We start from the raw sequence: 24032 nt of genomic DNA, 5'->3' as shown, positions 1-24032 counted from the left end.
AATGTGTATGGGAATCTAGTCTTTTTTGTCTCCTGTTTACAAATTAAAGCCCCGCACTCGGCGAGGCTGGATTAAGGCTACTCTTGGCTTAAATGGCTAGCATAGAGCTTGGGCCTACGGTGTTTCAAGTTCGTCACCGAGCCTCGTTCATGCAGCATTTTGAGCTTGTCCAAATCGACGTCAGCGAAAATCATCATCTCGGTATTAGCATTCGCCTCCGCAAGTGTTGCATCGTGCGGGAAATAGACATCCGAGGGTGAAAATACTGCAGACTCAGCGTACTGGATGTCGACATTATCTACCCGAGGAAGGTTGCCCACGCTACCGCCAATCGCGACATAGCACTCGTTTTCAATCGCTCGCGCTTGGGCACAAAGGCGCACGCGCAAATAACCGTTTTTGGTATCGGTCCAAAAGGGCACGAATAGGATCTGTACACCTTGCTCGGCAAGAATACGCCCTAACTCAGGAAACTCGGCGTCATAGCAGGTGAGAATACCCACTCGGCCCGCATCGGTTTCAATGACTTTGACCGTATCCCCGCCATCGATGACCCAGTCACGTTGTTCGTGCGGCGTAATATGGATTTTGTATTGCTCATCAATGCTACCGTCGCGATGCATCAAGTAGGAGACATTATACAGTTTGCCATTTTCCAACACGGGCATACTGCCAGCGATAATATTGATGTTGTAGGTGACGGCCAATTGCGAAAAACGTTGCTTAATTGCTTGGGTAAATTCACTGAGAAAGCGGATCGCCTCGACGGAGCGCTTATCGGGTGCAAGCCCCATTAATGGCGCGCAGAAGAACTCGGGAAATAGCGCGAAATCTGACTGATAGTTGGCTAAGGATGAGACGAAGAATTCGGCCTGATTCAAAAGATCATCCACTGAGAGCACATGACGCATCTGCCATTGCACGACCCCGAGGCGGACGATGGTTTTTTCAATATCATGCACAGAGGATGCATCTTCTTCATAGAAGAAGTTATCCCACTCCAACAGTGTGGCATAACCTGCAGACTTATCGTCTTCGGGTAAATAGCGATTCATCAAACGCTTAACATCAAAGTCATTAGACAGCTGAAACGAAAGGATCGGATCGTGAACCTCTTTTCTTCTGACTTTATTAATATAATCCGTCACTGAAACACCATTGTGTTTGTGATAACCCGGTATACGACCGCCAGCAAGGATCGCTTTTAAGTTAAGCGCCTGACACAGATCCTTTCTCGCTTCGTAAAGTCGGCGGCCAAGACGATGGCCACGATAATCAGGGTGTACAAACACGTCGAGACCATACAATGCATCCCCTTTTGCGTCGTGGAACACCACCCCATCATCCGTGATAATGTCGGCATAGGTATGCGGCAGCGAAAAGCGGTTGTAGGATACTTTAAGCGTTAACGCGGCGGCGACGATTTTTCCATTATCTTCAATGCATATCTGGCCATCCGGGAAAGCGGTGACCAGTTGCATGATCGTGCTCTTAGGCCAAGCACCGCCGACATCCGGGAAGACGAGATCCATCAACTCTGCTAAGGGCTGATAGTCGCTGACTTCAATGACACGCAGATTCAGTAGCGTGGCGGTGTTCTCATCCATTACACGTTCTCCTAGTACGGGCTGAACGTCCATTATGACAAAGATTGACGCTCGAGATAACGTTTAGGTAGAGAAGGGCTATCAGTTTCCTGGCTGATGGGCGATTGATTGGATGTTGGTGATATGCTGGACGGCGCATCACCATGTTCAGTTAATGCGAATTCAATGCGGTTTCGCCCACGGGCTTTTGCTTCGTATAAGGCGGTATCCGCGCACTCAAATAACTGATTCATGGCGACATATTGCTTCTGACGCTTGATGCCGACGCCGATACTCACCGTAAACTGGATGTGATGGCCGTATTCGGTCGTCACCTGGCATGCCTCGATTTGGCGTTTCAGTTGTAGCGCAATGTCTTGTACGCGACGCACAGACTGACCACTGAGTAGCAAAATAAATTCTTCACCTCCCGTTCGGGCGCAAAACGCGCCTTCTTGTTGGGTGATCCTCTCTAAGTGCTGACTGAAAGCGACCAATACTTGGTCGCCAGCAAGATGCCCATAGACGTCATTAATACTTTTGAAGTTATCCAAATCAGCCAGGATAAGGGCATTTGGTTGATTAGAAAGAAGACGCTGTGCGGATTGCGTCACAAAGGCGCGTCGATTCGGAAGCTGCGTCAAGGTATCACGGAGCGCAAGCTGACAAAGCGTGTGCTCTAGTCGCTCAAAACAAAGGTAAATGAAGGTCATAAACTTGACGAATTCGGCCATCATAAATGGCTAGGGTACTCCCTGCGAAGCTGCAGGGAGGGGAATAGCCAAAGATGCGCAGCATCTCAATGCGGCCTATCCTGCTCTTCGATGTATTGCTTGATCGCCGTTAATGGCGCACCTCCGCACGTTCCTGCGAAATAGCTACGACTCCAAAGAACGTTTTTACTAAATGCGTCAGCCACATCATTAAACTCTCTGCGTATCCTACGAGAGCTAGTTGCTTTGAGTGAATTAACTAACTTTGCGACACTTGGTGTCTTCGGTGATGTCGAAATTAACAGGTGAACGTGGTCTGACTCACCGTTGAACTCCTTCAACTCTGCATCAAACGCCAAGCACAACTCTTTAAATGTAGCTTCTAAACGTTGCAGGTGTAATTCACCAAAGACCTTGCGCCTATATTTGGTGATAAACACGATATGCAAGTGCATTGAATAGCAACTGTGACGCCCTTTATTTACATTGCACACTGATATTGAACTCTCTTGTTTAACATCATATTATATAAGCATTATACGTAAACACACCGATTTGTCATGTTGATACGCAAAGCCTACAAATTCAGATTAGAGCCTACTGCCGATCAGGTAGCTAGGCTTGCTGTGCTTTGCGGTCACGCTCGGTTTGTGTGGAATCAAGGCTTGCGTCACTGCCTAGACAAGCTGGATGCTGGCGAAAAGATCCCAAGCGCCTTTGAGCTTAATAAGCTAGTGACTCAGTGGAAAAAGCAAGAAGACCTAGTGTGGCTCAAGGAAGCCTACACCGACAACTTGCAGCAAAAGCTAAAAGACTTACATGGTGCGTGGATGCGTTGCTTTGATAAATCTCTGGCGGCTGAAAAACCTCGGTTTAAGAAGAAAGGCAAGAACCAAGACTCGATCCGATTCGTCAACTTCAACAAGTATTGCCTGCTTGAAGGTAATCGTGTGAAGTTGCCTAGTAAGCTGGGTTGGGTGAAGTTCCGTAAGTCTCAAGAAGTGCAAGGAACAATTAAAAACTGCACTGTGAGCTTTAAGTCGGGGCACTGGTATATATCCTTTCAGGTTGAGCAAGAAGTAGCTGAGCCAAAGCATATTTCCACATCTGCCGTGGGTGTTGATGTTGGCATATCAAAGTTTGTTGCGCTATCTGACGGTTCGTTCCTAAAGCCGCTTAACGCTTTTCGCAAACATGAGAAGCGTCTTGCTACGGAGCAGCGCAAGCTATCTAGAAAAGTTAAGTTCTCTGCCAACTGGCAAAAGCAAAAAGCCAAAGTTCAAAAGCTACATACTCTCATTGCGAATTGCCGCAAGGACTACCTACACAAAGCTTCATCTCAAATCAGCAAGAATCACGCAATGATAGCGATTGAGGACTTACGGGTATCCAATATGTCTAAATCAGCTAAAGGCAATGCAGAAGAACACGGCAAGCGCGTCAAGGCCAAATCAGGGCTGAACAAATCAATTCTCGATCAAGGTTGGTATGAGTTCAGAAGACAACTTGAGTATAAGCAGTTATGGAATGGCGGCATCGTCATAGCTGTCCCAGCGCAATACACAAGCCAAACCTGCCCTTGCTGTGGTCATGTGTCGAAAGATAACCGTCAAACTCAAGCGCACTTTGAGTGTGTTGAGTGTGGTTACACTAACAACGCAGATATTGTTGGTGCATTAAATATATTAGAGCGGGGACACCGCTTGTTAGCCTGTGAAGTGAGTGGTGCAACAATGCCGCCAGCAGCAGGAACTAGCCACTAAAGCAATTTAGTGTGCACCCAGTAATGGGAATCCCCGCCGAAATAGCGAAGCTAGGCGGGGGAGGATGTCAATAAGATCAAGTAATACACGGCGATATAACGTTGAGATAGGCCGGTGTTCTTCATCGGAGTGTCAAAGGCGAAGTAGGCGCGAAGCCCATAAAGTATCAGTAAGAGGAGGAGCACGGACGCATAGAGTTTAAAGCCTATCCGCTTTCTCTCTGGGCTCTCTACAATGAGGATTAAAACCGCAAGGTGCATTGCCACGTAGAACGCACAATACCAAGTAATACGGAGAGCAAGCGGAATATGATTGGCAAGAATGAGTGTATAAACCCCTACACCTAAGAGTGCGGCCAGCGAAGCCGTCCGCCATGACAAGGGTTTGCCCACGAAGGATTTCGTTCCTAACCACACCAGAATATGCGAGCAAATCGCGGCTGTGGTGCCTATCCAAACGAGCCCCGACGTTTCAGTGACATTGCCAATGTTATACACCGACGTGCCCGTCGAGATCAGCAGACAAGCCAGCCCCCACAGCTTGATGTCTTTGTATTGATTAAATTGCCACCCAATCAACAACACGCCAATGGTGAGTAGCCAGAACACACTGATGTAAGCCAGGGTAAGTGTTGGAAGGTGAAGATTAAACACGTGACCGAATCCATCCGATAAAGGTGAAGGCGTAAAACGCCTTCAACGAGCCAATGTCAGTTATACGACTGACAGGGGCATAATATATCAGACAACTGCCTGAATTTTTATCACTCAGCGTCTGGTTCGTTGGCTTTTCACCCAGGTCGTCGGATGGATTACAAGGATTGTTGAGCAAAAAGCCAGGCAGCGAGCGCCGCAAAAACGAGCGCCATTATTTTATGCTGATACATTTGGACTCGGGTATTGGTGAGCATTGCATTGCCAAGCTTGCCGACTATCGCCACTAAAAGCAGATTAAAAACGAGCCCTAATATGTTGAGGAGCAGCCCAAGCGTTAGCAGTTGCGTGCTGGACGAGGCTTGAATTTGCTGCGAAATAAACTGCGGTAAAAACAACACAAAAAACAGTAGTGCCTTTGGGTTCAATAGGTTGGTCATCACCGCGCGTTTATAGAGATATTTGCCCATGCCTTGATGATGCGCGAGCTCGGCGCTGTCTGTTGGAGAGGCACGCCACATATCTATACTCATTTTTAGCAAATACGCGGCTCCTACGTACTGCAGAATGGTGAGGGCCGTTGGCGACATCGCAATCATGGCTGATACGCCGGTTGCGGCTAACCCGGTCAGGATCAATCCTGATGTTGCATTACCCAAGCTTGCGGCCATACCAACCCGTCTGCCATAGCTAAGACTGGCGCTCACGATTAGCAACATATCCGGTCCGGGCACCAGCAGAAGCGCGACAACGGCGGTTAAGTAAACGGGGAGCATATTGGGATCGATCATAAAGGCACTACAGCTTTCCAGATAAAGTGCGGAATTTTACCTTTTAAATAGACTTTATCAACACGGATAGGCGATTAGGTTGGTTTTTAATCGTAAGTAGAGGTTCTAGGGTAGCCTATAAAACTAAAAACCCCCTTAGGTAAGGGGGTAGGGTTTCTTGCTTGTCATGTGCACCGAGAGTACTAAGCGGCCCGAATGGTTGGCTTAGGCGTAGGCTCTTCAATAAAACAAGCATGTAGTGCACAAATTGACGCATGGTAGAATTTATCGAGTACTACATATTGCACATCCACATCGCGCATTGATGAGTGCGCCGCTTTAGGGTTTATCTCCGCGTCAAGCAACGCCAGCATACCCTTGCTCATGGTTTGGTTTGAGTCGATGCGGCTACCAATGACAGAAATCAGTGCGACCATTTCACCCGTAATCTTCGCTTTCGGGTAGAGTTTCTCAACACGACTAATCACCTTGTCTTGACTGGCTGTTTTGCCGTCTAAGTAGTAGGTAATTGAGTTGGCATTCATCTCTTTACTGATGAGCTGCACGTTCTCTTCGCGAATGATTTCCATCACGTCATAGCTGACCTGATCAACATGCCCAACCATTGATTGGTCAAAGATATGGAGAGCTAGCACCTTATCTCGACCCGCAATGATCTCGATCTCTTTGTCTTTTGGACGATATTTGTGTGAGATCACCGTGCCCGCATGTTCAGGCTCGAAGGTGTTTTTCACGACCAATTCGATACCCACGGCGCGCATCCCCGAGGCTGCATTAGGGTGGATGGCTTCCATCCCTAAGTTGGCCAGCTGGTCAGCCACATCGTAGTTACTGAGACCCATAGGCTGGACACGTTCTGGACCCACAATGCGAGGGTCGGCACTGCTTAGGTGATATTCTTTGTGGATTACCGCGCTGCTTGCTTTGGTCAACACCGCAATACGGCTGAATGTCATTTCACTGTAACCGCGGTCATAGGTCTTCATCAGACCTTCATCACAATAGACGTAGCCGGTAACGATGGGCAGCTCAGTACTGAAATCAATGTCTTCCATGGCATTGGCGATCACCGTATTGAGGTCGCCTTTGCCTTCATCGGGATTATCCCAGCCAGAGAGGTCAACAAATCGTGAGTTTATCCCCACACTCTCAAGCAGTAGCGTTGAGTTGTGCGCACTGTGTGCCTCACCGATAGAGGAGAGAAACTCGCGAACTTGTGGGAGATAGCTTTCCAGAGAAAACTGCCCATAGTTACAGGTTTCGAGTATACCTTCGATACAGCTATGTGCTTTTTCCATGCGTTGACGGATAAAGTTGTCAGCACGTTCACGGTATACAGGATCGGGGAACATATTGCTATTAATAAGCAGCATACGTTGCTCTAGCTCGTCCATCGCATCACGCCACTTTGGATTATTGGCGGCGAGAAGGCGATAAATGCCGGGCTTGCCCGAACGCTTACATTCTAGCAATGCATCCGTGATGCCAGCGTAAGCAGAAACAACAAAAATGCGGTTGTACGGGTTTGACGGGTACAAAAAGATATTATCCATGACAGCGTCGTAGGCTGACATCGACGTACCGCCGATCTTTTCAACGGTATGATTCATGTGAGCTCCTTGTGGGCTTTTATGAATTAGGGAGTCGATTGGGTTTACAGGGGCAGCATCCGGCTGCCCCGTGACGGTTAATCGACTAATGGATAAACACCGTTTTCATCGTGTGTTTCCTGCCCAGTAATCGGTGGGTTGAACACACAGGCCATGACCATATCAACACCTTTGTTCGCGCGAAGCTGGTGCTCGTCATGTTTGTCTAGGATATACAGTGTGCCAGGTTTAATAGGATAAACCTTACCGTCATCCGTGGTTTCAATTTCACCTTCACCCGACATGCAATACACAGACTCTAAGTGGTTCTGGTAGTGAATGTGCGTGTCAGTATTGGCATAGATGGTGGTAATATGGAAAGAAAATCCCATATTATCATCGCGTAGCAACATGCGTACGCTTTCCCAGTTTTCTGCCACCACGCGGCGCTCGGTTTTCTGGCACTCTTCTAATGTGCGGACAATCATGTTTATTCCTTCAACGTCTCTTCGTTAAACAAGGCTTATTATCTTAGCGATTACGATGCTTTTTTAAGCTTCTCTTTCTTGTACTGCTCGACCGATTTAACGAAGATCTGCAAGCCTTTTTCCATCTCTGCTTCACTGACTGTCAGTGGCGAGAAGAATTTGATCACTTCATCATCTGGGCCCGCGGTCTCGATAATCATGCCATTGTCGAAACATAGGCTAGTGATGTCGTCAGAAATGTCACCGTTTTGACAAGCGATACCCTGCATCAAGCCACGTCCTTTGATGGTGTCAAACAGATCACTATGCTCGTGCAACATCTCTTGCAAGACCTTGTTTAGCTGATCCGCACGCGCTTGAATATGCGTTTGGAACTGATCATCACGCCAGTATGTGTCAATCGCTTCCGCTGCAGTTACAAACGCGTGGTTGTTACCACGGAATGTACCGTTGTGTTCACCCGGTGCCCATTGATCCAGCTCAGGTTTTAGTAGCACCACGGCCATTGGTAGACCATAACCACCAATTGATTTGGACAGGGTCACAATATCGGGCTTAATGCCTGATGGCTCAAAGCTGAAGAACGTACCCGTACGGCCACAACCAGCCTGGATGTCATCGACAATCATCAAGATGTCGTGTGCCTTACAAATATCTTGCAGGCGCTGCAACCACTCATTAGAGGCTGCGTTTAGGCCACCTTCGCCTTGGACGACTTCAAGCAGCACTGCAGCAGGTTTATCACCGCCTGTTAGGCCACTTGATGCGTCATTAAGCATGGTTTCAAACAGCGTTAAACCATCAATGTCTGCATAGCCATCGTACGGAAGACGTGTCACCGCGTTATTGACAGGGATGCCGCCACCACCACGGTGATGATGATTACCCGTCACTGCCAATGCACCATATGTACAGCCGTGGAAGCCGTTGGTGAAAGATACAATATTTGCACGGCCTGTCACTTTACGAGCAAGCTTCATTGCCGCTTCAACAGCGTTAGTGCCTGTTGGGCCAGTAAATTGGAACTTATAGTCCAAATCACGCGGTGCCAAGATGTGTTCTTTAAATACTTCGAGAAAGCGTGCTTTTGCACCTGTGTACATATCCAGGCCGTGTGTAATGCCATCTTTCTCGATGTACTCGATCAGAGCTTTTTTCAACGTTGGGTTGTTATGCCCATAGTTGAGTGAGCCGGCGCCAGCGAGAAAATCGAGGTAGCGCTTGCCGTCGACGCCTGTGATCCAGCAACCCTTAGCGCTTTCAAACACCACCGGGAAGTTGTTGGCGTAACATTGAACATTTGACTCCTGCGATTTAAAGATATCCATAACTCATCCTGTTATTTTTTGAGTGGAATTCGGAAAAGGTATTCGGTGTCATGTTCACCGTTGAAGTGCTCTTGTTCGTCAAGGAACACAGAGCGCTGACCACCTGTACCGTAGAGGCGGTCTACCTTTTTAAACAGCGCCCAAGATCCGGCGTTGTCTTCTGTGATCGTGGTTTCGATGAAGCGAATATTGCTTGAGACTTTGCGTGCCATCAGCGCTTCGATCATCGACAGGGCAAGCCCTTCTCCACGTGCTTTGGGTGACACGGCAACCTGCCAGACAAAAAAGGTGTCTGGCTGCTCAGGGCGAATGTAGCCCGAGATAAAGCCTTGTACATCACCCTCACGCTCTGCAACGACACAGGTCTCTTTAAAGTGCGTCGCCTGTAAGAAGTTGCAATAAGCGGAATTCACATCCAACGGTGGGCACTGTGTGATTAATCGATAGATATTGCCGCCATCCTTGATAGCTGGCTTACGAAACACAAACTGCGTGTTGGTCTGGGTCTGTTTACGGTCACGTACTTCAGATTCCAGTACTGCCGTGTCTGTCGTTTTTGATCGCCACATAATTGTTTTGTGCTCTAACGAATTCGTTTTATATAATAGGCGATGAATTTGGTTTATCAACCCCAGATTTTAGTGTTGGGTTTATCATCTGTAATTAAATTGATGAAATATATGAATTTATTTATTGTTAAATTTTTTGTGAAAGTAAGTGTTTTGAGAAGTAACATTTACTGGCCTAAAGGTGTGGGCAGGTTCCCACATCCCATATATGTGGCGGAATAGGGGCGATAGGTTAGGAACAGATAGCTTGGATGTATGTCTCGGTGCCAACAGGCAAAGAGCACTGTGGGCACCGAGGTGGGCTAGCGACTTAGTGTGCTAGGGGCCCTGTAGTAAGAAATCACGATATTGGGTATCTTCACGCACCACATGGTGAATCCACCAATAACGTAGAAACTTAAAAAACTCTGAGCGGTATAGCTCTGGGTCGGCTTGGCACTGTAGCAGCACATATTGCGCTTGCCGGGCGAGGCGTTGGTGAATCGCAGCATGCGCTTTGTATTTGGGGTAGGCGCGCGCTTCGAGAATATCTTCCTCGAGCTGAAAGTGCGAGTCAATGTAGTCACGAAAGCGTTGCGCGAGGGCCTCAAAATCCGTCTTAGTCTCGTCCTCATGGTGGTAGGCAATGGCCTCATACGTATCGTTGATGATAGAGAGCAGCTGCTTGTTACTCTCATCCAATGATTGATGGCCCACTGTATACTTTTCTTGCCAACGTATAAACTTACGCTCTCGTTTAATGGGGGCCGATACTTGTGGCTCTTTTTCTGAAGAGCCTTCAGGAGGCAATGGTGTATCAATGACAGGCTCTGTGATGCACTCTATCTGGTATTGCTCTTCCTCAGTAAAAACAATCGCGCCGTTGTGCTCAAACTCCGTTGATTTGGCAGGATCTGACTGGTACATCTCAAAGTAGAATGTGGGGGGCTTTTTAGCTTTGGTCTGCTTAGATAGCTGCTTGACACGGTTTTCTAGATCTTGTTTTTTCACCGGCTTAACCATAAAAGCATCGACGTCATAGCGAATGCACTCGCTGATCACTGCCTGAGACGCGTTAGCGGTTAAAATGATGATGGGTGTATCATGACGCAAATGATAGCGACCGCTCCGCATCAGTCGTAACATTTCCAACCCGTCAATGGGATCCATTTGTAAGTCGGTAATGATCAGATTGGGAGCTTCATGGTATGCCTTTGATATCGCTTCGGCGCCATCTTCTGCCGTGATCACCGACTTAATACCCAGTGCTTGGGCCATCATTCCAATGGTGTCACGAATCATTTCATGATCGTCAACAATTAAACACGGAGATAGCATACGTCCTCCTGACAATGTCTATGTTTTCAGCCTAGTAGATGGTGGTAAGAGCGTCTATAGCGCGTGTGAAAGGAATGCGACCTGGATGAGGTTTTGCTTAAAAATGATGGGTAAGAGCAAACAACAAATGATAGCGACAAAAAAGGCGCCCAGTTGGGCGCCTTTCTCTTAAATTTGGTTTGGCTTACAGGCGAACGACGTTCGCAGCCTGTGGGCCTTTCTGACCTTGCTCGATATCGAACTCAACCTGTTGGCCTTCTGCTAGTGTGCGGAAGCCTTCACCAACGATAGCACGGAAGTGAACGAATACGTCTGGACCGTTCTCTTGCTGGATAAAACCGAAACCTTTCTCTTCGTTAAACCACTTAACGGAACCATTAGCTTTGGACATGGTGTCTCCTGAATATATTAACTAGGTGTTGCAGTGACGCGAGTGCCGTTAATCGACTCTATGGGCAAATGTAGCGAATATCTTCAGGACAACTAACTTTCCAGCCTAACGGTGGGGTGTTTCGATGTATCTATATTCAATTGCTGCATAAATTTCCGATTATCGAAGCTGCTAGGCAGCCTCAACAGGACCACGCGTTATTTGCGCGTCAGTTTACTATTGGTTGCGACTCGGTATGTCTACGACCAACAGTCCGTCAACCAACACGGTTGAACAGTATCGAGAATACACCCAAAAGAATGTGAGGTAAATCTATTTTGCGGATGAAAGCGGCAACTTTGTGCGAGCGTATTGTGAAAATGAGAGCAAGGCCAGATAACTGTGATATATCGGCGTATAGTACATCGTAGAAAAGCGATCTAGATTGCGAGGAGTGTCAAATCACTCATTGGATGATGTCTTTTTATGCTGACAATAACGTATCATGAGAGGCGACGAGTAACGCCGCAGACACGTTTGTGCGCGCGTTTGGGTTTGTTTATGCCAGTCATAATTGTGACTCGCAGTGATAGGGTTTCTCCATGGATACGATTTTTTTAGAAACGTCGAGTTTTATAGGCGTCTGGGTCGTGCTGGCGGTCTTAGTGATCGTGGTGCTACGCGGTGCGATTAAGTTTGTGCCACAAAATACGGCGTATGTCGTCGAGCGGTTTGGTAAGTATTACAAGACGATGGAAGCGGGTCTCAATTTCATCGTGCCATTTATCGATCGTATTGGTTATACCAGGACGTTAAAAGAACAAGCGTATGATGTACCCAGTCAATCCGCGATCACGCGCGATAATATTTCGCTGGTTGTTGACGGTGTCTTATACATCAAGGTATTGGATCCGTATAAAGCGTGTTATGGCGTCGACGATTATGTGTACTCAGTGACTCAGCTTGCGCAAACCACCATGCGTAGTGAGGTGGGTAAAATGGAGCTGGACAAAACCTTCGAAGAGCGTGAAAGCCTAAACACCGCGATTGTCTCTGCCATCAATGAGGCCGCTCAGCCATGGGGCGTTCAGGTGCTGCGTTACGAAATCAAGGATATCGATCCACCTCGCTCTGTTCTCGATGCCATGGAGCGTCAAATGAAGGCTGAGCGAGAAAAGCGTGCGGTGATTCTTGAATCAGAAGGGGCGCGTCAATCGGATATCAACGTTGCTGAAGGTCAAAAGCAGGCCCGAGTCTTAGCGGCGGAAGCGGAAAAGTCAGAGCAAATCTTGCAAGCGGAAGGGGAAGCGCAAGCCATTATTGCGGTTGCCGAAGCGCAAGCCGAAGCACTTGAAATCGTCGGGACACGAGCGATTACAGAGGAAGGCCAAAAAGCCATCCAGTTGGAGCTGGCAGAAAAAGCGATCAAGGCGAAACAGGCGATTGCCAAAGAGTCCTCAGTGGTACTTCTGCCTGACTCTGGGACAGGCGCAGCGAATGTGGTTGCAGAAGCGATGACAATTATTGATACACTCAATAAGAGCAAAGCGTAAAACAGGATGTTTAGTGTGAGTATCTACCTTGCAGAATTAACCGTGATTGTGGGCTTGTTACTGTTAGCCGTTGAAGTCTGGCTACTGGGTTTATCGACCATTGTGTTATTGGCAACCGGTGTTGCTGCTATTTTAGTGGGACTCTTGGCGATGGTCGGCGTTGTGCCAGAAACGGTGACGGCGTTATTTAGCAGCACCGGGATAGTTGCAGGCTTGCTAACTGCCATGCTGTGGCGGCCACTTAAACAGTTACAACGGGGCGGACGACGCCCGGATAATCGCCATAGTGATTTTATCGGATTGACCTTGACGCTCAGTGAGCCGTTGAGCCGAGAGCAAACATCGACGGTAAAATACTCAGGTGTCACTTGGCAACTACAACTAAGTTCGGCCGCCAGTGATTGCACATTGCTGGCTGGCGATCAGGTCAAAGTGGTGGGCGTTGATGTTGGACGATTTACGGTGGAGCCTGCATTGCCGGAGTGAGAGACACGTTCAGTGTCCGAACACGAACAATCGCTGTTGATGACATGAAAAAGCTCGGTTACAGTGCCGAGCTTTTTATTGCGTATCAGCCTGTGATTTAGGCTTTTTTTAGTTGCTTTTTAAGCTTCTTCAGCTTGTTTTCCTGCTTCGCAACTTTCGCTTTTGTTTTCTTAATTGATTTTTTCAGATCTTTTTTCGACGCTTTCGCCATGATTTCTCTCCTTAATGATGATTTGCCGAAGCGTTTGCCACTGCAGTACAGCTTCAATGCTGTGGACGGGGCCGGCATGTCCACCCCAAGTATGATCACGATGATTTATTCGTTTCGTGGTCTTTTAAAAACTGTTTAATAAATCGGCGTATTTCACGTGCTGCGGATGTGTCCAGTTCGTCGCAGGCCTCTAAGAAGGCATCGCGTTGATCGCTATTGATTCTTACTAGTAACTGGCTGTCTTTCTTTGCTTTTTCTTTTTTTGCCATGCCAATGCGCCTATCTTTTAGATATACAGTGTATATACGTTTTTATAGTGGTGCCAGGAGAGAATAGCGAAACTGTGATCTACTTAGTACTGTAATCAATATGGATCGCGAATATCAATAGGCTGAATGAGTTAGTGCTGAGCGCTATGACATATAGCCAAATCGATGTCATAAAATCTATTTTTAGCCATCTAAATGTCTTTACTGCCCTTGTGTGAACCCGTAGGCTATAAGTCAGTCAACCTAGGATGAGTGAACGATGGAAAAGAAATACAGTCGTACACAGCTAATACATGCTGGACGCCGTAAAGCCTATACCCTTGGAGGGGTCAACCCAGTCGTACAACGTGCCTCTTCAATTGTTTTCGATACGTTAGCTGAGAAGAAGCACGCGATTGTCAATCGTCACCAACAAACCTTGTTCTATGGTCGACGAGGAACCACCACCCATTTTGCGCTGCAAGATGCCATGACCGAGCTTGAGCAAGGCGCGGGATGTGCACTCTTTCCCTGTGGTGCAGCGGCCATCGCAAACAGTATCCTTGCGTTTGTGAAAACCGGTGACCATATTTTGGTCTCAGGATCGGCGTATGAGCCAACCCAAGATTTTTGCCAGAAAATTCTCGCCGATATGCAGGTGAAGACTGAGTATTTTGATCCTCTCGAGGGCGCGGAGATTGGTCAACGTATCACGCCAAATACACGGGTTGTGTTTCTGGAATCACCCGGCTCTTACACCATGGAAGTGCACGATACGCCAGCAATCGTTCAAGCGGTAAGAGAAAGAGCGCCAGATGCGATCATCATGATGGATAACACTTGGGCAGCAGGTCGCTTGTATCAACCTTTAGTGCAAGGCGTAGATATTTCGATTCAGTCCGGGACCAAGTATATTATTGGTCATTCGGATAATATGCTAGGTACTGCGGTTGCCAATGCCCGCTGCTGGCCAACCTTGCGTGAGCGTGCCTATTTAATGGGGCAAACGGTCGACCCTGATACTGCTTACCAAGCCGCTCGTGGATTAAGAACGCTAGATGTGCGACTTGCCCAGCATCAGGAAAATGCCTTACAGGTGGCTAATTGGTTGAATGAGCAAACGGAAGTGGCAAGCGTGCTCCATCCTGCATTTGCCGACTGTCCCGGGCACCGCTATTTCGCGCGAGATTTTAAAGGCAGCAATGGCCTCTTTTCGTTTGTGTTTGCGCAGCGTTTGTCTGATGCGCAATTAGACGCTTTTTGTGATCATTTGCAGCATTTCAGTATGGCTTATTCATGGGGCGGCTTTGAGTCGTTATTGTTGACCAATCAGCCAGAGCAACTCAATCGCATCCGCCCTGTGGGTAAGGTGGATTTTTCCGGCACACTTGTCAGGCTACATATCGGCTTAGAGGACGTTGACGATCTGATTGCCGATCTGGCGGCCGGTTTCGCACGCATTAATAATGCCTGAGCCAAATCGCCCCTGTGAAAAAGGGGCGTCCTCTATACCCTGCGAGGCGGTTATCAAACCAGGCCGTTAGGTTTGAAATTGGTCAGTTAATTGTGTCAACGCGCTGGATTGATGGCTTAACTGGCCACTGACATCACTGGTGGTATCGATTGCATCGGTGAGTGACTGGCTACCTTGTTTGAGCGCGCGACGCTGCTGGGTGAGGTGAGCAATTTCTTTATGCTGAGAGTCCAGAGCGGCTTCCACTTCCGCACTGAGCTGTTCAAGCCCCTGGAAGGTGGTGTGCATCTCGCCTAAGTAGCTCTGCAGTCGGACACTGGCTTGCTGATTGTCAGCACTGGCTGACTGTGTTTCCGTTAGCAGGGTATTGGCGGTATCGACTTGGCCGAGTAAATCATTGATCCAACCTCGAATGTCGCCAGTTGATTGAGCTGTGCGTTGAGACAAACTTCTCACTTCATCAGCGACGACGGCAAAGCCTCTCCCATGCTCGCCGGCGCGCGCGGCTTCAATCGCAGCATTGAGGGCGAGCAAGTTGGTTTGTTCTGCAATGCCCTCAATCACATCCATGACGCCGGCGATTTGGTGACTGGTTTGTTTCAGCGTTGCCATGGTACTCGAGACGTTTTCAACCACTTTGACGCTATGGGCAATTGAGGCTTCTGTCGCACTCATTTGTGTTTGAATTTCATCGTTGTCTTGAGAGACTTTGCCGATGTATTCACGGGTATCATGAATGGCGTTGGCAATTTCCGTGGTTGCGCTTTCCATAACGGTTAGCGATTGCGCGACATCGTTAACGTTTTGCCGTGTTTGCTGGTTAATCGTCGCCACTTGGGTACTTTGTTGGTCTAACGTATCCGACTGTTGATCAAGCGCTGATGTTCGCGATTGTATATCGGTAACAAAGTGACTGAACTTATCGAGCAAGTTATTTGATGCGCGAGCGACTGCACTGACTTCATCCTGATACTTATCGAATAAACGCACGGAGAGATCGGAGCGCTTATCGATATCCGTCAGGGACGTAGCAATATGATCCAGACGCACCACCACGGTTTTTCGCAGCCACGTCATCAGTCCCAAGGCCAGCAGTAGTGTGATCCCACAACCGATATAGACAATGTTCGATTGCTGATGCAAAAAAGTAATAAGCGCACTGGCAGAGTTTTTCGCGTTATCTTGACGCTCGGTCAGCTTTTCGTTGATGGCTGCTAACATGGGGTCAACGGCAGGATAGAGATCAAAGTCCACAAGACGCCCTGCATCGTAAAAGCTTTTACTGTCGACCGTTTTAGCAAGCTTGGTGAGGTATTGGTCAAACTTCTTTTTACCTTCTTGCTGTTCGGCACGCCAGTCCGACAAAGACGGATACTGTGATAGCGCTTGCCAGCTCTGTTGATAACGCTGCTGAAGTTTTTCAAACTCAGGGGTGATCTCGTTCCAAAACAAGACTTGTGCTTTGATTTTTTGCGACAGATTGACGAGATCGCGGTGATCCCGCTCAAGAGCTAAAAGCGCCCATACTTCGGGAAGTTGATGATTTACATATTCGGCTGAGGCATCCGCGGAGCGGGCCGATATCCAAAGTGCGAGACTACCGAGTCCGATGGTCGAGGCGATAAAGAGGGTGAAGGCGATCAATAACCGCTGTCTTACGCTCATGGTACTTCCTGTCAACTGCCTAATCTAATGATGCGCCGCAGATTAAGGAGCCACTGTTTCATTAGAATGACAGGTGTCTCAATAATGTGATTTGGGAGTGAGATCACCGTTCATTTATTTGAACGTGACGCAGGTGCAGCCCCAGAAGAGGGCTAAAAAAGTACAAAGCAGACGTAACGACAAGAAAAAAGCGCCCGACTGGAGGGGCGCTTTCACAGCGAATGATGGTGTATTGGTTGCTAGCTGGCCTTTTTCGGTGAGTTTTGATCCTCAGATAACGCAGACCCTTTCTGAGCGCTTTCACTGAGAATGTTTGCGACGGTCTGTCTGGATAGATGGCCTATAAGCTCGCCTTGATTATCAAACACGGGGAGCGGCCATTTGGACTCCAATGTATCTGGGATGACGGTTTCCAATAACGAGTCTTGCTCAATGGCCGGTACGTCTTCAAGGAGGCTTGCCTCAATATCACCGCTTGGATCTTTATCACTGAGGGTTTTTTGGCTTAATGTGCCTTGATAGCCGTCTTCTGTGATGTAATAGCCATAATTGGCTTTTTGTTGACGCATCTGCTGAATCGCATCGCCAATCGTATTGGCACTGATGCGGCAGATTTGTGGCTGCATCACGGTTTCGACCGTTAATGCGCGAGCACGGTTAACGTCTTTTACGAAGGCTTCGACATAGTCATCGGCCGGTTGGAGCAAGATATCGACCGGCTCACCCACTTGCACGAGCTTACCATCACGTAAAATGGCAATACGGTCGCCCAGCCGCAAGGCTTCATCAAGATCATGAGTAATAAAAATAATGGTCTTGTGCAATTTTTCCTGCAGTTCTATCAGCTGGTCTTGCATCTCACTGCGAATGAGCGGATCAAGCGCGGAAAATGCTTCATCCATCAGCAAAATTTCTGCATCGGTGCAGAGGGCGCGCGCGAGGCCGACACGTTGCTGTTGCCCGCCAGATAATTGTGCCGGATATTGATCGGCGTAGCCGTCAAGACCCACAGTCGACAACCATTGATCCGCTTTTTGATCGCGTTGCGTTTTTCCTTCCCCTTGGATTCGCAAACCAAACCCAACATTTTCTCTTACTGTGCGGTGCGGGAGTAGGCCAAAACGTTGAAACACCATGGACATCTTATGGCGTCGAAACGCCTGCAACTCTTTTTGCGAGTGCTTCATGATATCGGTGCCTTCCACGCGGATTTCACCTTCGGTGGGATCTATCAAGCGATTGAAATGACGAATCAAGGTTGATTTGCCGGAGCCCGATAGGCCCATGATCACAAAGACCTCCCCGCGGCGAATAGATAGGTTGATATCACTGAGGCCAATGGTGTGCCCTGTTTCTTGCAATAAGGCGTCTTTACTTTTTCCTGCTTTGACCGCAGGCATGACCTTTTGCGGGTGGTCGCCAAACACTTTATATAGGCCCTGGATCTCAATTAAGGTGTCCTGCACTGGCTTAGTCATGATCGCCTCCTTTGAGATGCTGCTGGGAACGTTTGGCGTAGCTTTGAGACACACGATCGAAAATAATCGCAATCACCACAATCGCGAGACCGTTGAGAAGGCCCAAGGTAAAGTATTGATTGGTAATCGATTTAAGCACAGGTTGTCCAAGGCCTGAAACGCCAATCATCGAGGCAATGACCACCATCGCCAAGGCCATCATAATGGTTTGGTTAATGCCCGCCATGATGGTTGGCATTGCCAAGGGGAGCTGGATCTGGAATAAACGTTGAAAACCATTAGCGCCATAGGCGGTTGCTGCTTCTAGCACATCTTTGTCGACTAACCGAATACCCAGATTGGTCAAACGAATGACTGGCGGGATGGCATAGATAACCACCGCGATAACCCCGGGGATTTTGCCAATACCTAATAGCATTACCACTGGGATTAAGTACACAAACGCGGGCATAGTTTGCATAATATCCAGTAACGGCGTGACCATGGCCTGAGTACGATTGGACTTGGACATCGCAATGCCTATCGGCACACCCACGCCAATCGCGACCAGTGTACACACCAAAATAATACTCATGGTGCTCATGGTGTCCTCCCACATCCCTAAGTAGGCAATCAGGGTGAATGAAACAACCACAGCTGTTGGGAGCTTCCAAGAGCGACTGGCGAGGTACGCGATACCGGCCAGTACGGCAATTACCAGCCACCAAGGTGTGGCGAGGAGCAAGTCTTCGAACCAAACAAGAAAGTGGAGGAGGGGGTCAAAGAAGGCTTCAATACCTTCACCATATTCGCGAGAGAAGTTGCGATATGCGCCGTCGAGTGTTTGTCGAATAGCGAGCAGATCGCGCCTGCTCATTTCTGGCACTTCCGTTAGCCATGAATCAGCCATTGTTATTGTTCCTATACTGCTAAAGGAGAGTCAGCGCAGCGGCAGTACCACGCTGACTGTTGCAAGGTTACAGAGCGTCTTTTACTTTTTCAGCGACGTCACTGGGCACCCATTGTGTCCAAATGTCTTCATGGTTAATGAGGAAGTTGGTCATCGCATATTCCCCATCGGCCTGATTGTCCTCCATCCAGGCGAGTAAACCATTCATTTGGTCATTGGTGAAACCACGTTGTTTTAAATATGTCAGCGCCTCGGGGGCGCGAGTGGCAAAGCGTTCTGTTACTACGGTGTCAACGTCAGCCGCCGGATACATGGTCGCTTTCGGATCCATACAATCATTGGCGGTAATACAGTCTTTGTAGTGCTGTACGTCTGTGCCTGTTTCAAAGTCCACCTTGACCATATCATATTTACCCAATACCGCTGTCGGTGCCCAGTAATAACCGAACCATGCTTCTTCGCGTTCGTAAGCTTTGGCGATTGAGCCGGCAAGGCCTGCACCAGAGCCCGGATCGACAATTTCAAAGCCGCTGTCAGCCAGATCTAAAGCCTCAAATTGGTTTTCTGAAGTAATTTGGCAGCTCCAGCCCGCGGGGCAGCCATAAAAAGCAGACTTTGAGGCATCTTCTGGGTGGGGAAATAAATCAGCGTTCGCTTTGATCCCTGAAATAGTCTTCAGTTCAGGATGCTTTTCGACCATATAACGCGGGATCCAAAAGCCTTCTTCGCCGCCTTCAACAAATGCACTACCTGCGTAGCGAACTCGCCCTTCATCGATACCGCGTTGTAGGCCTTCGCGCATCGAGTTACTCCAAAACTCGGGCGCAATGTCGGGTTCACCTTTTTCAATCATCGAGGTGCCCGTTGGCATGGTATCACCAGGCACAAGCTCGGCATCGCAGCCGTAGCCATGCTCTAAAATAAACTGATCAATGTTGGCAATCAGGCTGGCAGAGTTCCAATTCATGTCAGCGATGGTGACTTTGCCACAGGCGTGATCATCTGCGCTGGCCGGTAATGCCGAGAGCGAGAGAATAGCGGCTGAGAGTAATCGTTTGTACATATGCTTCCTTTCCTTTTCAAACATGCGTTCCAAATAATATTAGACCACTAATTAAATTGTTAGGATAATAATGCGGCACAAGTCTCATTTTTCGTTTTCTTAAATCGATATTTGCGCCTAACGCCCTCCACTACGTGATACAAATCATTAGAGATCTACTGAGTGATCACTTGATGAGTGACAAAAACGCTTTAAAGTCTGGCCCCCCTGCGTGTTGTTGCCATTCAAACAACAAGGCTTCGACCACGGTGACCCAGGCGCCATGCTGTTGCATCATCGTGATGCCACTTTGGTAGTGAGCAGGCTGACAGGATGACGTCGCATCGGTGACAAGGTGCACATGATAGTGATGGCGAAGTAGATCACAGGCGGTTTGATACACACAAACATGTGTCTCAATGCCACATAAAATCACTTGTTTGCGGTTAAGTGAATTCAGTACCTGCTCAACTTGCGGCTCGGCAAAAGCGCTAAATGTATGCTTAGCTATCGGTGTGTTGTCTGGCATGAGGTCGGCGAGTGCTGACGTTGTTGCGCCAAGCTTTTCAGGCAGTTGTTCTACCCAAACGACAGGTATATCGAAGTGTTGGCACCCACGTAATAGTTGAGCCACGTTTTGGTGTAACTCCTCGCTTCCCACTACTTTTTGCGCCAATTTGCCTTGCATATCAATCAACAAAACGACGGCATTTTCGGTGTTAATCATTCTAGTATCCCCCTGTTTTACCGATAAATAAGCATAGCAGCTCTACATGATTACGCTGGCGTTCTTCGCCCACAACCATTTATCTTTTTATAAAGATACTTGATGCTGATCAATTTGTCGGCTAATCTATCTTCATATAAAGATAAATGGAGACAGGTGATGCATTATTTTATTGCGATTCTCGCCCCCATTTTTTGGGGAAGTACTTATTCGGCAGTTGCATTGTACTTGGGGGATCTTTCCCCTTACTGGATGGCGGTCTGGCGGGCGCTGCCTGCCGGGATCTTAATGCTGTTGATCAGTCGCCGTGGTTTACCCTTGAGTTTGCCGAGAATGCTCGCAGTGAGCTTTTTCAATATTGCTGCTTTCTTTTTACTGTTATTTGTCGCGGCATATCGACTACCGGGCGCAGTAGCGGGCACGTTAGGGGCCACCTTACCGCTCGTTTTGATGCTCTTGCAGTGGTTAACGGAGGGAAAACGGCCAGAGCCTAAGCTGCTTAGCTTGGCATTACTTGGGCTTGTCGGGGTGGGATTGTTGCTTAACCCGTCCACAAACATAGACTGGGTAGGGGCGGGCGCCATGCTACTAGCAACCTTCTTTGTCGCACAGTCAACATTGTGGATGAAGCGATGGGAAGCCAAAGATATCTTTGGTTTGACCGCGTGGCAGTTGGTATTGGGTGGTGCGATGTTAATCCCCTTTGCCTGGAGCCTAGCGGGGCCACCACAAGCGCCAACTCTGCACGCGGTGCCAGGTTTAATATGGGTGATTGTGCTCAATACGGCTGTCGGTTATTGGGCCTATATCCGCTCTATTACCGTGCTAGGGCCTAATCGCCAATCGATTATCATGTTCCTTAATCCGCTCACGGCCGTGACCCTAGGGGTACTCTGGATTGACGAGACGCTACAACCGCTTCAGTGGTTGGGTATTGTGATGATTCTCGCGTCTCTATTGTGGATGAAATTCTCCGATAAGTTAACGCTATCGCGCAGTGCGAAAACGGCGGCGGCTCCCTCACGATAGTGGGAGAGGGAATCGCACTATTACTAATAGCGATAGTGCACGGTCCAGGACACGTAACTATAAGTGTTATCGATCGCTTGCTCATAATCCTTGGTATGCAGTACGACGCTGATATCCGTGCCCCAGCGGGGTTGATAAAACGCCACGCCCGCTGCGGCACTGGCTTGCCAGTGGGTCATGTCGATATCTGCATTTTCTGGCGGTTTATCGCCATTGATGGTGATGTCATTGGCACGATAGCGTCCTTGGATAGCGGTATACAAGAAGGCGCCTTTTTCACTGGCTTCAAACAAGCGGCTATCGAGGTGCCGGCCAGGCTCGAAGCTAATGCCACCGTAGGTGTTAGCAAGATCCAGTCCCACTCGGTAGCTAAGGCCTGCTGACAACTCACTACGGAAGTTGCCGATATCCGCTCGGCCTGTCACCCCCCATTCTTGATGCTCGCTACGGTGTAAAAGCTGGTGGCGTTCATAGGCAAGCTGCGCCACTGGGGTATTTTCCACTTGATAGTCCCAGCCTTTTGGGTCGGGCGAGTCGATGAGGTCATGAACGTAAGACTGTCCTTCTTCGGTTTGTGAGGCGGGGCCAACCATACCAAGCATTAGTGACCACTTATCGACCCGTTCTGGCGTCTGCTGGTAGAGACCGGGTTCGATAAATATCAACCCTGCATAAGGACGTTCCCCGGGTTGAGGTTTTTTCAATTCGATATCATTGGGCGTCCACATCATTTGCCCAATATCCACACTCCAGCCTTGTCTTGCTGCTTCATTGAGCGGAAGTTGCTCGGCAAACCAACGAATCGGCTTAACCGATGTGGTGCGCAAATCATCAGACCAATCCGCATGCCAGTGGGCATAAACGCCGCTGGTGTATTGGTTGTCGACCCCCAATGGGCTGTCGTTTTCAATCGTTAATCCAAAGCCAGCCGCCAAGGCTGCACTTGGCGCAAGTAGCAAAGTGGGAAACAGTAAAATAGTGCCACTGATCACGCGAGACGGTGTCATTCACATCCTCATTGAGTTGCATCTTCAATGCGAGGCTCTCAGTATGAGTAAAAACGCAGGCTGACACCAGATGAGAAAGGTCAATATCTTGTGAAAGGGTGGTAAGCCGTCAATCAACGATGAAAAGGAACTGTCAACATGTCAGTGTTTGTAACTGCCGAGTGGCTGGCCCAACGCCTTGATACCGTGATCCCTGTCGATGCCAGTTGGTTTATGCCAGATGTATCGAGAGACGGCTTTCAAGAGTGGCAACAACGGCGGATTCCGGGCGCCGTGTATTTCGACTTCGACGGTCGTATTAAGGATTCTGCCTCGAGCTTGCCCCATATGCTGCCTGATGAGGACAGCTTTGCCCATCAGATGGGCGCACTAGGCATTGCGTCGCAAGATACCTTGGTGGTGTATGATACCCAAGGATTGTTTTCTGCCGCGCGGGCATGGTGGATGTGCAAGGTGATGGGTCATCAAGATGTGTTTATCCTGAATGGTGGGCTACCTGCATGGATGGCCTCAGAGGGGCTGATTGATAACACCCCGCCGCAGCCACGTGTCGAAGCGACCTATCAGACGCAGTTTAAACCCTACCGCTATATGGATGGTGCCACCTTGGCAGACAAACTCGCCGTGATGAATGTGATTGATGTGCGTCCTGAAACGCGCTTTTATGGCGACGTCCCTGAACCGAGAGAGGGTGTGCGTAGCGGCCATATGCCAGGCGCAACCAACCTCCCTTTTGCCAACTTGACTGACCCACGTGGCTTTGTGATCAGTGAGGGTGAAGCACGAACGATCTTGTTACCTCACTTAAGCGATACGCGGGTCAACGTGGCGAGCTGTGGCTCGGGGGTTACCGCGTGCATCTTGGCCGCTGTCGCTGAGCACTATTTCGCCTACCCTGTGGCGGTTTACGATGGCTCATGGACCGAGTGGGGCGGGCACTCACACTGGCCCGTTGTCAAAGCAGGTTAATCCGCAAGCAACGACAAGGAGGTGTGTCACAAGATTGACTTGAGAGTGATCTATGTCACTATCTGACAAGTGTGCTAATGATATATC

General features: G+C 48.7%; 24 protein-coding genes. 6 read left to right on the top strand and 18 right to left on the bottom strand.

Going from position 1 to position 24032, the window contains the following annotated elements; all coding sequences use genetic code 11:
• Positions 1 to 77 precede the first annotated feature (77 nt).
• The 3 genes from BZG13_RS03135 to tnpA form a co-directional block, all read right to left on the bottom strand.
• Positions 78 to 1607: a bifunctional GNAT family N-acetyltransferase/carbon-nitrogen hydrolase family protein gene (locus BZG13_RS03135; RefSeq protein ID WP_077484951.1), complete on the bottom strand. Its 1530-nt coding sequence runs from the start codon at positions 1605 to 1607 to the stop codon at positions 78 to 80.
• 32 nt (positions 1608 to 1639) lie between these two features.
• Positions 1640 to 2323 carry a GGDEF domain-containing protein gene (locus BZG13_RS03130; RefSeq protein ID WP_077484949.1) on the bottom strand — a complete coding sequence of 228 codons (684 nt, stop codon included), beginning with the start codon at positions 2321 to 2323 and terminating at the stop codon, positions 1640 to 1642.
• 62 nt (positions 2324 to 2385) lie between these two features.
• The gene (gene tnpA / locus BZG13_RS03125) at positions 2386 to 2799 is read right to left on the bottom strand and encodes an IS200/IS605 family transposase (protein WP_108743538.1); all 414 of its coding nucleotides are present in this window, start codon (positions 2797 to 2799) and stop codon (positions 2386 to 2388) included.
• Positions 2800 to 2859: 60 nt separating this feature from the next.
• Between tnpA and BZG13_RS03120 the strand changes: the two genes are divergently transcribed.
• Positions 2860 to 4062, top strand: a complete 1203-nt coding sequence (locus BZG13_RS03120) for an RNA-guided endonuclease InsQ/TnpB family protein (RefSeq protein WP_077484945.1) — start codon at positions 2860 to 2862, stop codon at positions 4060 to 4062.
• A 50-nt stretch (positions 4063 to 4112) separates the two neighbouring features.
• Here the strand turns inward: BZG13_RS03120 and BZG13_RS03115 are convergent, their stop codons facing one another.
• The 8 genes from BZG13_RS03115 to cspE form a co-directional block, all read right to left on the bottom strand.
• A complete protein-coding gene (locus BZG13_RS03115; RefSeq protein WP_077484942.1) occupies positions 4113 to 4715 on the bottom strand; it encodes a hypothetical protein in 603 nt (200 codons plus the stop codon).
• A 158-nt stretch (positions 4716 to 4873) separates the two neighbouring features.
• Positions 4874 to 5506 (bottom strand): LysE family translocator, encoded by a 633-nt coding sequence (locus BZG13_RS03110; RefSeq protein ID WP_077484939.1) that lies wholly within the window; start codon positions 5504 to 5506, stop codon positions 4874 to 4876.
• A 182-nt stretch (positions 5507 to 5688) separates the two neighbouring features.
• Positions 5689 to 7116 carry an aspartate kinase gene (locus tag BZG13_RS03105; protein WP_069362847.1) on the bottom strand — a complete coding sequence of 476 codons (1428 nt, stop codon included), beginning with the start codon at positions 7114 to 7116 and terminating at the stop codon, positions 5689 to 5691.
• Between the two features lie 77 nt (positions 7117 to 7193).
• Entirely contained in the window at positions 7194 to 7583 is a 390-nt protein-coding gene (locus tag BZG13_RS03100) for an ectoine synthase (RefSeq protein WP_046075984.1), read from the bottom strand.
• Positions 7584 to 7633: 50 nt separating this feature from the next.
• Entirely contained in the window at positions 7634 to 8911 is a 1278-nt protein-coding gene (ectB, locus tag BZG13_RS03095) for a diaminobutyrate--2-oxoglutarate transaminase (protein WP_077484936.1), read from the bottom strand.
• Between the two features lie 11 nt (positions 8912 to 8922).
• Entirely contained in the window at positions 8923 to 9480 is a 558-nt protein-coding gene (ectA, locus tag BZG13_RS03090) for a diaminobutyrate acetyltransferase (protein WP_077459636.1), read from the bottom strand.
• Between the two features lie 318 nt (positions 9481 to 9798).
• The gene (locus BZG13_RS03085) at positions 9799 to 10797 is read right to left on the bottom strand and encodes a bacteriohemerythrin (RefSeq protein ID WP_077484934.1); all 999 of its coding nucleotides are present in this window, start codon (positions 10795 to 10797) and stop codon (positions 9799 to 9801) included.
• A 184-nt stretch (positions 10798 to 10981) separates the two neighbouring features.
• A complete protein-coding gene (cspE, locus tag BZG13_RS03080) occupies positions 10982 to 11188 on the bottom strand; it encodes a transcription antiterminator/RNA stability regulator CspE (protein WP_025744354.1) in 207 nt (68 codons plus the stop codon).
• 581 nt (positions 11189 to 11769) lie between these two features.
• Between cspE and BZG13_RS03075 the strand changes: the two genes are divergently transcribed.
• Both BZG13_RS03075 and BZG13_RS03070 read left to right on the top strand, forming a co-directional pair.
• Positions 11770 to 12720, top strand: coding sequence for a slipin family protein (locus tag BZG13_RS03075; protein ID WP_046075979.1), 951 nt, complete (start codon positions 11770 to 11772; stop codon positions 12718 to 12720).
• Positions 12721 to 12735: 15 nt separating this feature from the next.
• Positions 12736 to 13206, top strand: a complete 471-nt coding sequence (locus tag BZG13_RS03070; RefSeq protein WP_443216350.1) for an NfeD family protein — start codon at positions 12736 to 12738, stop codon at positions 13204 to 13206.
• 306 nt (positions 13207 to 13512) lie between these two features.
• Here BZG13_RS03070 and BZG13_RS15340 read toward each other — a convergent pair whose 3' ends face one another.
• On the bottom strand, positions 13513 to 13686 hold the full coding sequence (locus BZG13_RS15340) for a hypothetical protein (protein ID WP_198532068.1): 174 nt from the start codon (positions 13684 to 13686) through the stop codon (positions 13513 to 13515).
• A 259-nt stretch (positions 13687 to 13945) separates the two neighbouring features.
• On the opposite strand from BZG13_RS15340, the gene metC reads away from it, so the two are divergent.
• Positions 13946 to 15139, top strand: coding sequence for a cystathionine beta-lyase (gene metC / locus BZG13_RS03065; protein ID WP_077484928.1), 1194 nt, complete (start codon positions 13946 to 13948; stop codon positions 15137 to 15139).
• A gap of 66 nt (positions 15140 to 15205) precedes the next feature.
• Here metC and BZG13_RS03060 read toward each other — a convergent pair whose 3' ends face one another.
• The 5 genes from BZG13_RS03060 to BZG13_RS03040 form a co-directional block, all read right to left on the bottom strand.
• Positions 15206 to 16804 carry a methyl-accepting chemotaxis protein gene (locus BZG13_RS03060; RefSeq protein WP_077484925.1) on the bottom strand — a complete coding sequence of 533 codons (1599 nt, stop codon included), beginning with the start codon at positions 16802 to 16804 and terminating at the stop codon, positions 15206 to 15208.
• 239 nt (positions 16805 to 17043) lie between these two features.
• Positions 17044 to 18282: a quaternary amine ABC transporter ATP-binding protein gene (locus tag BZG13_RS03055; RefSeq protein WP_077484922.1), complete on the bottom strand. Its 1239-nt coding sequence runs from the start codon at positions 18280 to 18282 to the stop codon at positions 17044 to 17046.
• Positions 18275 to 19171: an ABC transporter permease gene (locus tag BZG13_RS03050; protein ID WP_069362854.1), complete on the bottom strand. Its 897-nt coding sequence runs from the start codon at positions 19169 to 19171 to the stop codon at positions 18275 to 18277. The genes BZG13_RS03055 and BZG13_RS03050 overlap by 8 nt, the downstream gene beginning before the upstream one ends.
• Positions 19172 to 19238: 67 nt before the next feature.
• Positions 19239 to 20234, bottom strand: coding sequence for an ABC transporter substrate-binding protein (locus BZG13_RS03045; protein WP_069362855.1), 996 nt, complete (start codon positions 20232 to 20234; stop codon positions 19239 to 19241).
• A 166-nt stretch (positions 20235 to 20400) separates the two neighbouring features.
• Positions 20401 to 20940: an isochorismatase family protein gene (locus BZG13_RS03040; RefSeq protein ID WP_077459272.1), complete on the bottom strand. Its 540-nt coding sequence runs from the start codon at positions 20938 to 20940 to the stop codon at positions 20401 to 20403.
• 159 nt (positions 20941 to 21099) lie between these two features.
• Between BZG13_RS03040 and BZG13_RS03035 the strand changes: the two genes are divergently transcribed.
• Complete coding sequence (locus BZG13_RS03035) at positions 21100 to 21969, top strand: DMT family transporter (protein ID WP_235614313.1); 870 nt, start codon at positions 21100 to 21102, stop codon at positions 21967 to 21969.
• A 23-nt stretch (positions 21970 to 21992) separates the two neighbouring features.
• On the opposite strand, the gene BZG13_RS03030 is transcribed toward BZG13_RS03035, so the two are convergent.
• On the bottom strand, positions 21993 to 22976 hold the full coding sequence (locus BZG13_RS03030; RefSeq protein WP_077484919.1) for a lipid A deacylase LpxR family protein: 984 nt from the start codon (positions 22974 to 22976) through the stop codon (positions 21993 to 21995).
• Positions 22977 to 23114: 138 nt separating this feature from the next.
• Between BZG13_RS03030 and BZG13_RS03025 the strand changes: the two genes are divergently transcribed.
• Positions 23115 to 23945, top strand: a complete 831-nt coding sequence (locus BZG13_RS03025) for a rhodanese-like domain-containing protein (protein ID WP_077484917.1) — start codon at positions 23115 to 23117, stop codon at positions 23943 to 23945.
• The last annotated feature ends 87 nt before the right edge of the window (positions 23946 to 24032 follow it).

It is taken from the genome of Salinivibrio sp. ML323 (genome assembly GCF_001995745.1).
Lineage (GTDB): Bacteria > Pseudomonadota > Gammaproteobacteria > Enterobacterales > Vibrionaceae > Salinivibrio > Salinivibrio kushneri.
The sequence above is the reverse complement of the archived record's forward strand: the minus strand, read 5'-3'. Positions and strand labels throughout refer to the sequence as shown.